The sequence below is a fragment of the Mageeibacillus indolicus UPII9-5 genome, assembly GCF_000025225.2.
GTDB classification, from domain to species: Bacteria; Bacillota; Clostridia; order Saccharofermentanales; family Fastidiosipilaceae; genus Mageeibacillus; species Mageeibacillus indolicus.
Genome location: NC_013895.2, coordinates 1,641,495 through 1,655,465 on the forward strand (window position 1 = coordinate 1,641,495; position 13,971 = coordinate 1,655,465).

Annotated in this window: 2 protein-coding genes; both read right to left on the minus strand. The window is 44.6% G+C overall.

The features are described from left to right. Positions 1-7,038, minus strand: coding sequence for an InlB B-repeat-containing protein (locus HMPREF0868_RS07065; RefSeq protein WP_012994048.1), 7,038 nt, complete (start codon positions 7,036-7,038; stop codon positions 1-3). 363 nt (positions 7,039-7,401) lie between these two features. After that, positions 7,402-13,626, minus strand: coding sequence for a hypothetical protein (locus tag HMPREF0868_RS07070; RefSeq protein ID WP_012994049.1), 6,225 nt, complete (start codon positions 13,624-13,626; stop codon positions 7,402-7,404). Positions 13,627-13,971 lie beyond the last annotated feature (345 nt).

Consider the following 13,971-nt stretch of genomic DNA (forward strand, 5'->3'; position numbering starts at 1 on the left):
TCAATCCAAATGGCAGGACGAGCAGCCGCCCTGTCCATTCGTTTCAGTCTGCCTACCGTTTCCGCCAAACAATTTCCCGACTTGGCGTTTAATGTAGTTGCCGGCTTTGCCGGCCGCTTCGCTTACGGCCGTATAGGCTCTGTTGGCCGCCGTATAAGCCTTGTTCATGCCCATTCTGGCACAGTCGCAAATCGCTACAACCGGTGGGAAGCCATAGGTCTGTTCGCGGTTGATCACCTTGAAGCCATCGAGGCAGCGCCCGATATAGATTGCGTCAAATTTCTTGCCGCCATAGCTGAGCGTTCCGCCGGAATCGCCGACTTCGTGCAACTCGTAATCATAGGTGCGTGGGCTGGTGCGCCGGAATTTCAGACGAACATTTCTTATCCAATCGTGCCATTTGTTGGCAGCAGTCAGATCTACCGTCTGGGGTTTCAGCAAAATCCGCGGATCCATGAAGCGCATTTCCATCGTCAACGGCTTTGGATTGGCCGCCGAGCCTACGGACAGGGTGTTGAAATCGAGCGGCTGACCGTACTTACCATACCAATACTTCTGCACTTCTACATCAATGGTCGGCACTTCACTGTTGACCACGAAGAGTTCAGTTTCGGTGCTGCCAAACAGCTCGACCTCGAAGAGTCGTGTGCTTTCTTTATTATTGACTAAAACCTTGTGTTCGACGAAAATGCCCTTCTCCACTCCGTCGGTTTGTTCTTGTGCGCCTTCTTCAGAAGCAGACCATTCGAAGATATCGTGGGGTTGGCCGTCAATTTCTTTCAGTTTATCCAGGAAGGCCTTGGTCCAAATACGGGGTGGCAGTTTGTCATCTTCAAATTTTGAACTGTTACTATCCAAGTCGCACTGCTTGCAAGAGTCTGGTTGCCCAGCAGCCGGGGCAGTGCCTTGGTCTGGTTGTGTACCGGGAGCAGGTTGGGTACCCGGAGTCGGCTGTACACCCGGTGTAGGCTGTGTACCCGGAGTCAGCTGTCCGCCCGGTGCCGGCTGTCCACACTGACCTGGTTGTGTACCGGTGGCTTCGTCAGAGCCCTTAGCAAAAGCTTTAATTGTCTTATTTTTGTATGGCTTTTTTTGCCAATCCGGCACTTTGCCCTGTTGATCTGCCGGTGTTGGTTCTTCAGGCGTTACCTTCTCTTCACAAATTACCTGCAAATCCGCAAAGTCGGTCAGTTCCAGCTTATTCATTGCAGGTTCTTCAACATTCCATCTACCCTCGCCTTTGTGACCCTCGGCATTACTTGCACGATCGGGGCAATCTTTATCGTGCAAACATTTCACGGCATCTTCTTCTAATTTTGCATTATCTGCATTTTCATTTCTCGCCAAAGTTCCATCTGTGAGTGCTTTCGGTTCCGGCAAAGCGCCATTCGCATCCTTACGCGGACTGCCGCTGACCCGCTGGCAAATAAGATCCTGGCTGGCCGGAATGTCCTCAATCTTTACCCAGCGCGGCTGATCCTTATAGTCGCCTTTGTCATTTAAATTTTTAGGCATCAGGGTAAGCTTCTTTGTCGGTTCTGTGCCTTTATTCTTCGGCGTGAGTTCAACATTAACTTTATATTCGTTCGAGAATGAAAGCTTTCTTTCCGGCTCCGGTTGCGGCGGTACTGCCTCATCCAAAGTCTTTTCCAAGTCTTCCTCCTCGATTTCACCGGGAGTGCTTTCATACAGCTTGTGGCTATAGAAATTAAGGCCTTTTTGATCGATCCAAAGCAAGGACACCGGCAGATAACGAACCGGATGGATGGGCGGCAATGGAATATTGGCATCATCAACGCCGTCGGCCACATCGACAATGTAGCGACGATTGCATACTTTATCAGCATCTATCGCGCGATAATCCAACTCATCCCCCATACCGAGAAGATCGGAAATGGTTTTGTTTTTACCCTGCCCATCAACAATATCTTTTAGCTTACTGCCTTTGGTAATGCCGTTAAACGCACCCTCATAGTTGGTCACAAATTTCATATTTTTGTCCAACTCAAAGATAACACGGTGGTAGCCGTTAGGCGTTTTAGCATTTTCAGAATTGCGCACCAACACCCGGTAATCCTTGTACTTAAATTTGAAATTATTGCCGTCTTCTTTATCATCATTGATCACCAAATGGCCATCAACGTCCTTAAACCTAGCTACCTGTTGCATAGCTTCCTGATCATTCGGGTCGGATTTGTACAACTTATAGCCGTGAATCGGTTTGTAATTGATGACATCATAGTCGAAGTTGTCATTTTTTTCCTTTTCAGGTTCACGCATAATCTGGTATCTTGGGTCAGTGCCACTGCTGCCTTCACCGCTGTCATCGACGCAATTGTAAGTCTTGTAGTAGACACGCCGCGCGAACGTGTGATAGTAGAACTTAAAGATGTTGGGGCTCGGTGTCAAGAGGTTATGATTACCGTCCTCCCTATCCAAGACAAATTTGTTCTGAATAAATTTATTGGTAATTTCGGGTGGAAGATCTCCACCATAATTCTTTTCATAGACTGTAGCCAATTCCTCTGAGTTGAGCAAAACCCAGTCTTTGCCTTCGTAGACAGCCATAGCCGCCATGTTAGATCCCGGTTGACCGTTGCTATTAATCTCGACAACACCTTTCAATCCTTGCGGGAAAGCCTTGACATCTTTTGACTTAATGTACTTGAGCAAATCCGCTTCTGAAACATTTATCGGGCTACCGATTTCGTTATTGTCCTTGTCAAAGAAGTGGTGCTCAAAATACACTGGGACATAGTTTATAGGAAGCCACATGGCGCGGATGCCCATAGGTTCAGCCATCGGGTTGTTGAAAGAGAAAAATTCATGCGCTTTGTAGTTATCCCAATATGACTTATCTTCTATCGGCTTGCCGTCCTTCCTTTGTATTTCTTTTTTGTCGTTAAGCTCATAGCGAACCGCCTCCCAACCGAGGAATAGGTAGCCAGGCTTAGTTGGGACTTCGGTAAACGGGAGGACGTTTTTGCCGGATTTGATGCGGTAGGTTATGTTATCTACACTATACGGATCGCAATCCTTCAGTTTGTCAACCGGGACAGCCTTCTCACCATCTTTGGTATTCACTCTAATTTGGTTGGCTTCGGCCTTGTAGAAAGTATCATTGAATGGATAATCGGTCAACTCACTTTGTTCTGGCAACTTATCAAAATGGCCGCCTTGTAAGTCAATCGTCAAGTCGTAGACTTGAGGATCCATCCATTTGGCAAAGACGGTAATCGGGTTGTCGGGCATGGTGTAGCCGGGTTGATCAATGCGGAGTTTGTTTTGCTCATCAAAAGTGTAGCCGTCGAACACCCAGCCTGGCTGTATTTTGTCGTCGTTGTCCGGGCGATCTTTTTCATCATCGACTAGCGGTTTTTCTTTTCCAGTCTTGGCATCCTTTGAATACAAGGCATGGAGAAGGCTGTCATCATAAAAAGTGTTCTGGGTTATGTCCTTCTTGACATTTTTTATCGTGATGGGGTAGCGGTTGCGGGCGTAGTAGTACTGTAAATAAGCGATATCACCAAAATCACCCAAATTATCAAGAGTAGGAAAAGATGACTCATATTCACCATCTTTATTTTTTTTAATCACCGACAAAATACCCTCTTCTTGAATTTTTTTATCTTCCTCCTTTATTTCATCGTCGTCTGGGTCCATCTCGTCAATTAGCCTCTTAACTTTAACTAAAAACAAACAAATTTTCTCTAGATAATCCTTATTTAAAATTTCCCCGTAATCTTCCTCTAGAGATTTCTTTTCATCATCTTCAGTTCCGCTAGGATCTAGAACATAATCAACCATATCATTAATTTTATCCATATCCAAAGACTTTGTAGGAATTTCAGATGTATCCCCACTTATGGGTTCATTAACGCTTTTCTCGGCCTCTGTTACATTAGCTACCGCAGTAAACCCAATCAGATTCGGCTTAGGAAAATTTTTAGCGCTATTTGTCACGTCACCTCTGAGATACAAAGTTCTAAATTTTTCTGTTTTTTTAGCAGACAATTTACCGTCCAAGCCCTGAACTTTTAGGGCACTTATAAACGGTCTCATATTGCTTTCCGTAGTAGTATCCGGATAAAAAGAAATAACTGAAGGTAATTTTTCGTTATTTATCCCCGTCTCCTCTTTAACAACATTGCCCTTACGATCGCATTTATAGTAATGCGCACCCTCTTTGTTAACATTTTCTCGCTGTACATATAGCATATCGTAGGAAAGAACATACGGGGGCGAGTCAAAGTATCCCGAATACTTAGATGCAATAGGTAACCACCCTATGAATCTAAAATCAAAATTTTCATCATTGCCTGGTTCTTTAAAAGTGCAGTTCTCATAGGGATTAGGCCACACATTGTAAAGCGTTTGGCCGAAACGCGCCGTAAACTGATAAGGTGCGGTCTTGCGTTCCTCCTCATTCAGCTCCGGTATTTTATCCGGCAATGTATCCACTTTGCTATCCTTAGGCGTGTTGAAAGTATACTCAGTTCCCTCCTTCGAATCCTTAGGCAAAAGTATAGGGTTGCCCAGCTTGTCCTTTTCCTTACTTCTAAAAGTCAATGAATACGGAAGCCTGGGATTGTCTTTATAAGGATTGGTCGTAAACACCACCGTATAGCGCCGCCGCTTGAAGATAATCTTGCAGTCCGCACGGCCATCACCCGTTACGTACATGCCTTTGTTTGCTTCCGCAGTCGCCTTTTCATCGTACTCAAAGAAGTCATCGAACCTTGCTCGATTGTACAGATCTTTTTTTAATTTGTCCCATTCATAAAAATTAGTTTTTTTAGACTTGTCATTATTGGCATCCGATATAATTTTATCTGTTTTATCCTTAAGCTTTTTCATCCAAGGGGGCCGAGAGGTGGGAAGGTTGGAATCCCAGTTGGGAGGAGTGAACAAAGTAAAAGTTGCTTCATCATGCTCACTAGGCTCCGAATACAGATACACATATTTATCGGCAAAGTTATCCCCTTGCGGGTCTTCCGGTTTTTCCAGCCAGTAACTGTAGGTGTATTTAGCCGAAGTGTTCATCACCCAGTGCGCCTTGAAAGTTATCTTCTTCGCCGGCATGGCATTGGTGACGTCTTTATTTCCCAGAAGAGTGTCCTTATATTCTTTAAGCAAGCCCTTTTCTTTTGCACTTGCGTCGTCCTTGCTCGCTTTCATTAGAGCAAAATTGACTTGAGCCTCATCATCCATCACTTTACCGTTGATCTTTTTTTCTTCGTCACTGAGGCCGTCACGTAACTTCTTTTTAATCTCCTCACGGCTATCACTTTTGGCTTTATGGTCAAAAACAGGCTTTACTCGACTTCCGGAAACATCATACTCGTATACATCACAATCGGGCTCCCAGCCTAAGAACTTGTAGCCCTCATATTTAGGTTCTTTTTTCGGGAGCGTAATTGTTTGCCCGAATGCAAATTGCCGTGTCGGTACTTTTTCTGCCTTATCTGCCGCAACATCAAATATGCATTGAGAGTTTTTACGCAGCAGACGCAGTTTTACCCTAAAATCGCCGCATTTATCTGTTTCAGGAACGAGAATGTGGATGTCCTTGTTCGCCGGTTCAAATCCATTCTTAACGTCATCCGAAAAATCATCGCCAGGTTTTGTTTCAGGTAACATATCGTCACCTTTCGGAGCATAATCCGCTCCAATACTTGATGGCACTTCCCGACTACCACCCTTGGGCGATGTTTCAAATTTAGTTGAATCTCCTTGTGACTGAAATTCGTATTCAAGAGTTAGGCAAGCTTCCTTAGGCTCGTAGATGAAGATTTCTTCACGCAGTTTCTGGTTTTTTCCTTCGGCATCTTTTTCAGCTGTTGTTTTCTTCTCTGGTTGAAGCTCGGCCAATTTTTTCACGTAGTATATATTGCCCTTTCTGCCGTTATCACTAGCTTCGAGCTGAACATCGTTACCATGTCTGAATTCAATTTCCGCAACTGCATTAGAGGTAATCTGCTTGGGTTTTTTATCTTCGTCCGTATTTTTGGCCTGCTCTTCGAACATCTTCAGATCCCCATGATATGGGACAGGATTTTTATAACCGTCTTTGATCGGCAATTTGTATTTTATACCATCTACTGGATGTTTCTTATCGGGATATTTACCCACGGTAATTTGGTAAGGCTTATGGAACTCGACATACTTATATTGATCTTGTTCACCTTTGCGTTGTATTACACGTCTCAGCACAAAATGCATCTTATAGCTGTAAGTCGACGGAGGTGCTTCGTTTTTCACCTGTTCATTAGCTGTATCCGGATCGGTCGGATCGCCTAAATAACGCGCTTGCAACGGCAGATGGCGGTTGAGGTAAGCGCCTTCCGGTTCCGTGATCTTCGGATCCGGTTTTTCGCCTTTTTCCAAGCCAACATTTTTTCCGTCCGGCTCCGAACCGAACTTTATTGAGCTGTTGGCACTATTTTTGTCAGCCTTATTGGCGCCGCCAAGCTGAGGAGTGCCTGTCGTACTTCCTGCCTCAGGGGTTGAACGATCCATGCCATTTTCGGAGCGATCTTCGTAAGCAGCACGATCCATACCACCGTCTGCCGCTTGCTCTAGCCCGAGCGGTACTTGTACATGATTATCACGATAGGCACTGAGGTCAGCTAACAATCCTTGCCGTGCATCGGAAACGCTGCCTGACTCGCGGATGGAGCGTTTACTCCGGGCACCCGTTTTTTTTACCGGTTCAGCAATTATATATTTTGGTTGCGGCTTAGAGAGAGCCTTAGTATTTGCTTTATCCGCTTCCGCCTTGCCTTCACCCTGCTTTGTTGCAGATTGATTTTTTGCCGCTCCATCAGCTTTGTCTGCGTTAGGTTCCGCTGCATTCGGTTGCGCAGGTTTCGCCTGGTCAGACTTATTCGCATCGCCCTGCTGAGTCATTTCATTAAAATTTTTGCTCACCGCATTTATTTCGGCCGTATTAACAGCTCGCAAAGCTGTGCAATCAAAAGAAGTAAGCACAAGAGTCAAACTGAGCACGGCGGCAATTTTACGTAGATATTTATTCATAATTCTCTCCATTTTCGGCGGTACAACGGCTGTGCCTCGCCTAGTAGTAAAATTATAAGAAAAAGATTACGCGCTTGTTGCGCTTTGAGTCCTTTGCGACTTCATATTTTAACACAAATTTAATACTTGTAACAAGAAGAATCGCCCTATAACCGCGTCAGTTTATCTTGATTTTTATTTAATAAAATAAATCCAAACACACAAAAACAAATAGAGAAAACCCTCCCCGCTTCTGAGCAAAAATGCCCGAACCGAGAAGGGTTCCGTCAAAGTTCCCTTGGCTCATGTACAGGACTCGGCCGAATACTGCAGTCCAACTGCAGTCCGGCTGCAGTCCGACTTCATTCCAACTTCAGTCTGTCCTCAATCCAAATGGCAGGACGAGCAGCCGCCCTGTCCATTCGTTTCAGTCTGCCTACCGTTTCCGCCAAACAATTTCCCGACTTGGCGTTTAATGTAGTTGCCGGCTTTGCTGGCCGCCTCGCTTACGGCCGTATAGGCTCTGTCAGCGACTGAATAAGCCTTGTTCATGCCCATTCTGGCGCAGTCGCAAATCGCTACAACCGGTGGGAAGCCGTAGGTCTGTTCGCGGTTGATCACCTTGAAGCCATCGAGGCAGCGCCCGATATAGATTGCGTCAAATTTCTTGCCGCCATAGCTGAGCGTTCCGCCGGAATCGCCGACTTCGTGCAACTCGTAATCATAGGTGCGTGGGCTGGTGCGCCGGAATTTCAGCCGCACCGCCTCTATCCAGCCATGCCACTTGCTCCCGGCCGTCAACGCCGTGTTTCGGGTCGGCAGATGTTTCGCAATAAGCGGATCCATGAAGCGCATTTCCATCGTCAATGGTTTCGGGTTGGCCGCCGAGCCTACGGACAGAGTGTTGAAATCGAGCGGCTTGCCGTATTTCCCGAACCATTTCTTTTGCACTTCAACATCTATGGTCGGCACTTCGTCGTTAAGTACCGTGAGTTCTTTCAGCTCATTAACCGAAATTCCTTCGCCGTCAATCGACTTCGGGGGAATTACTTCGTTTTTCCCGTCTTTCATTTTTTCTTTGACTCCGCCGAGTTTAACCTCGAACAGGCGGGTCTTTTTGGCTGCATCCGGGTCGTTTTCGTGCAACTTTACCTTGTGGTATATGAACACACCCCTTTCGTAGCCGTCAAACTCGTCATGCGCATTTTTTTCGGTAGCGGTGTATTGGTAGTAGCTGTACTCCTTTTTGTCTATTTTCTTTAAATTTTCATAGTCTTCGTGAGTCCAGGGATCCTTTCTGTTAACAGAAAACCTAGTAACCGGCGGATTACTATTGTCCTTCACTCCCCATGTTGAGTCTTTATCGGCTATATCGCTCAAATGAAGGGATGGCGGCGGGGTAGTTTGGCCGTTCGCATTGTCAGCAGGCGCAGTGCCGGGTTGGCCGTTCGCATTGCCACCAGGCGCAGCGCCGGGTTGGCCGTTCGCATTGAGGTTACCGATATAACTCAAGAAAAACGGGGTGCGCATCGGCAGATCGACTTTGTTCGCCCAGTACGGCTGATGAATCGCCTTGCCGTCAGCATCCGTTACCTTGAGATTGTCCGGAGCTTTCATCGCAACAGATATTGGCTGATTCTCAGCCTCAACCTTGCCGTCAACAATTTTCCTAAAAATAATCGTTGTCTCGTCCGGCAACATGAGCGGTTTGGAATACACCTTAGGTATCGGTTTGACAGCTTCATCAAGCTCGCTTTCCAAATCCAACTCCTCCTCAGCCTTGTCTTCCGGCAAATCAGGATATTTCTCATCGCTGTAGACGTTATGACCGCGCTGATCCAACCAAATCTTGTTAACCGGCAATTTTTTGATCGGCTCCACGTTTGGTATGGGTATATTGGCATCTTCGTAGCCGTCTACTACATCAACGACATAGACATTTCTTTTTGGCGGCTTAGGAACATTGTTATATTTTTCGTCAATCCACCCTGCATAACCGTCGGTAAATTGCAGCTTTTCCTCGGGCAACGTGACTACTACCCGATGATAACCGTCCGGTGTAGGCGATTTCTCGGAATTGCGGAGGATGACCCGGACATCGATGTATTCAAATTCGACCCCAAGTTTATCCTTGCCGCGTCTAAGTTCACCTTGAGACATCGTATGCTTCCTTTTTTCCGGATCCATATTTGCCTCTTTCGAATCGTAGGGCGGGACGGACTGGCCATTAATTTTCTGGATGTCGCCTTTATCATTAAGTTCAAAATGAACCGTTTTTTGTATATCTTTTGTCTTCACCTTAAAGCCGGGTATCTTAAGGAAATTGCAAGTATCTAAATCACGATTGTCGTTCTTGACTTTTTCCGGCAGGGTAATCAAAAACGGGTCAGGCTTGGGAGCATCTTTCTCCTCTTCTCCGAGTTTGGTCAATTTGACCGGAATATCCGCTTTGTCAGTTTGCGCATCTCCTTGCAAGCTGTTCGGCGCGGTGCAGACATATTTCTTGTAGTAGAAGCGTTTCTTGAACGGTTGGTAATAAAACTTAATAACGTTCGGGTTGTTTTCTTTTTCTTCATCTGATGGGAACTGTTTGGCTTCAATACTTTTTACTTGATAGTTTTTCACCTCTTCAGCCGTATGACCCGTAATTTTTTTAAGAGTGTTCGAATCGGCGATCAAGTTCCACGTGTCATCACTAATGGAAATTGCGGCATATTTTATAGTCGGTATGCCATTAGGATCAATGCCTATGTATCCTTTGTATCCTTCCGGCACACCCTTCAGCCCATCCTTAATTAGCTTGGGCTCACCGTCAAAGTCATCTTGATGATACGCATAATCTTGTCCATCATTCCGTTTTCCCACAATCTCCTCGTCCCGTTTGTTATAGAAGTGGTGCTCGATTCGGATAGGAACTTTTTTTATTTTTAACCATTTCGCTCGAATAATACAAGATTCTGCAACGCTACTACTGAAGCAAAAGTACTCTGGCGCTTTATTTTTATTATCGATCTCAAGCGGAATCAAATGTCCGTTTTCATCAACTTCCGGTGTTCCGTCACTATTAATTTTGCAGTGTACCACTTCCCAGCCGCCAAATGCATGTAAGCCTTCTTTTCCGCCATTCGGAGTTGTGGGGCGGAGAATCGAGCCACCTGATTTTATATAGTAGGTTGCTTTGTGTATACCGTCCCTCAGACTACCGACAGGATCTTTATGTTTAGCATAAAAATCCTGCAGTTCAGGTTTAGAATTTATCTCATTCTGATATAGTTCCGGGAACATCTGCATTACCGGAATATCATTATAACCTTGCAGCTTTTCGTCTTTCGGTACATTCAAGTCGACCGTAATCATATAAAAATTAGGGTCAATCCATTTTACATACACGTTTAAATTGTAATCCGGCATTTTTTCTTCTTTCGGGACCGGTATCGTGCAAGCCTTATCGAGGTAAAATCCGCCAAATTCCCAAGTTTCGGGATGACCTGCCGCAGCTTGTTGCTTATCAATATTGTACTTTTTTTTCAATTCACCCAACGCACCCGTATCACCATTCTTTCCTCCCAATGGTGTTTCAAAGGGGACGCCTTTGTCTTCGTATTTTTTATCGCCGTTATTCACAATAAGTTTATGGGTATTGCGTGTATATTTAGCTACAATAATTCCTATGTCTTCTGTTGCTTTTATATTTGCATCTGGGTTAGTAAAATCGCTATAAAAGCCGTTTTTGCCAAGGCGATCATTGAGAGCAGCAGGATCCATACCGGCACCTGAAAGATGATCTCTAACAGCTTTCACTTCAGGAGGTTCCTTTTCAGTAGGTTCCACTTTTCCTTCAGGAAATTTAAAGGTTTTTTGAGAGAATCCTTTCTTATTACTACCATCAGGCAATTTTTTATTTCCTGTTTCTTCTTCAGTGGGAGAAAATCCTCGCAGACTAGGAGAAATGAAAACTTGGCCATCGTGATACTTAGCATCTGTGCGCTTGGAATACAAGTGGCGATAATTAAAATCAAAACCGCCTCCAAGCTTAGGAATCTTAAACTCAGTGTATATGATATGGTCACCTGGATATGCCGTAGGGAAGAATGTCAACACTTTTCTATCAAATATTTCCTTCGGTTTGTTTTGTTGAGATTCACCTGCTTGTTGTTCTTGTTCTGTTGGTTTATCGACAGGCGAAAATATCTTAGTTTTATTCACATTACCATTGATATCGGCTGCCATGTACTTACCGTTTAACATACGGGCATCAAATCTATATGGCGGATTGTCATAGAAAGTGGTGTAACCAGATGCAATCCAGCCGTTAAAACCGTATGCAGGATTGCCGTCCTTATCTTTACTACCATACTGAAGTCCGAAAATTTCGCAGTTGTTAAACGGCAGCGGCCAGAGGCCAATTGTCTCTTGACCGAAACGTGCAACGAACTGATAAGGCTGCTGACAACCGGAAGCAAGTGGAAGCGTCTTCGTAACTACCGACTCATTATCATCATACAATTTCGTATTATGTTTTATCTCTACAGCCTGTTTCCCAGTGCTACTTAGCAAACGGTTTCCTTCAGCATCCTTTTCTCCACTATATTTTGCGGTCAGTTTGTATTCCACAATACTCTTGTTAGCACTATCCACCGGCAGATAGTTCGAATCAATGTCAGAGAGCCGGCCACCAAAAACAAAGTGGTAGCGTTTGCGTTTGAAAACAATCGCAACATTGGTGATGCCGGATTCAGATGGGAATTTCAAGCCAGCATTTAAAGCTTCCGTAGTGGCAGCATCATATTCAAATCCCATATTCCTGTCGGCAAGGCCTTCTTTCTTAAATTCTTCTTCCGAGGCATTATTGAGGATCTCCTTCGCCCAATTTTCACGTACTTCTGGCTTTCCTGGATAGTCTTTCATCTCAACGGAACTTGCATCTCTTGTGACAGGATTGCTACTTCCGGCCGTAGAACCACTGTTCTGACTAGCAGTATTACCGCCTCTCGGTTGGTCCTCGGGGACAGCACTCCTATATTTTTTGGAAAAAAGGAAAGCATGCGTTCTGCCGAATGAATCAGGGGCCTCTTTATCGGCCAAAGTATAATCAGCTTTTTCCAACCAGTAAGTAACCGTGTAGTCGGCAATCTTCGCTTTATTATGATCTGCGCTAAAAATCAAATCCGGAACAGCATCTCCAGAATGTTTTTCCCAAAATTCCTTTGTTGGTTCAAGTTTTTTTAACTCAGATTGAGGAGCAATTAAATCGTTTATATAATACTCCTTACCATTCGCTGTGAATTTTTCTCTTTCGCTAGGTCTCCAGTTTGTGAATGTAAACCCCGGTGCAGATGGAAGCGCAGGCATTTTCAAGGTTTGACCGTGAACAAGGCACTTGCTGGGCACATCGGTGGCGGCTGTTACGCCCTTTTGGAAGACGACATTGAACATACGACGTTTATAGCGAATTACGAGTTTAAATGTTTCATCAGAGTTAGGAACGTTACAGCTAATGCCTTTTTCCTGTTCTTCTTTGCTGACAACAGGTTCAAAGCCGTATATAGTAGGCGGATTAACATATATCTTCGCCCCGACTGTAGCTTCGCCATTGCCTATCTTTTTTGAATATTCTTCATCTGTATAACCATATTCTGTTTCTGCTTCTTCTTTATCTTTGGCTTTGCCGAATTTTTCCGGTTGACTTACCCACTGTAAATCAGCATAAATTTCATATTTAATTTTCTTAGGCTCGTAATTGAAATCTTCCGAAAAGGAAACCACTCCATTTTGATTACCACTTTGGTCAGAGGTTTTTTGGGATAATTTTCTCACCGCATCTGAATTTTCGAAAGTAATTTTATACTTTCCGTCACTTAACGGTTCCAATTTTGTACCGGCATCAGGAAGGTTAGAAGCCCCTTTCGTAGGCGTTTTATATCCCGGTATTTTCGGCAATTCGAAGGTTATAGGAAAGTTTTTTCGTTCGGTGCTACCGTCAGGATTCGTAACTGTAGCCACATCTTTGCTGCCAACAGTAATTTGATAGGGCTGGTAAAACTCCTTGTATTCCCTATTTGATTTACCATCTTTTATCGTGTCTTTTCCAAGCTTAAAATGCATCGTATAAGTGTAGATTTTCGGGCTGTCTGGATATTTGATCTGATCATTCGCGGCATTTTTGTCACTCGGATCTTTAGTGCTTAATATCGTAGCATACGCAGGCAGATTTCTATTTAAGTAATCGGTTCCCAAGTTTTTCGGATCCAAACCGGGTTCCTTATACTCGCCTTGTTCGAGATCGGTCTTCGCATCATATGCATCTTTGGGCGAAGCAGTAAGCATCTTGATGCCCCCGATTGCATCGTTACTCCGGTCGCGGCCTTGCTCTCCCGCCCCGCCACCGACGGCAGCGGCTCTCCCGGCACCTTGAGTATTCCTCGCAGGCGCATTACTCGCCGGCGTTACCGTTCCACTTCCAGCGACAACCGGGCCTGCTACCGGCGGTTTGACCGGATTATTCCCCTCAGTTTCAGCGCGAACCACCTTTAAAGAACCGATATCCACTGATGTAAGCAACATCGTCAGGCTCAGCACCGCCGCAACTTTTCGTACAAAACTCTTCATATCCTGCCTCCAACTGTATTATCTACGAGCACATTAATCATTGAGCACATTAATCATTTTAATCTTAGCTAGCCTTAGGCTGCAGCGAAATCATATTTATTCACAGCAAAATAAAACTATACATTTACTACTTTACCACTTCCCCAGAGAATTTAAACGCATTATGATATCTGTAATTTCTTTGTAATATACTCCTTCTTCTTGCAATTAAATAAAACGCTGAATTTTTTATTCTGCTCATTGATTTTTCGGCTAAAATTTTCATTCGACTATTTGATTCGTTTTGCACCATTTATTTGTGTTAAACTATACGCGGATTCCGGATGTTGGATATAGAGAACGATA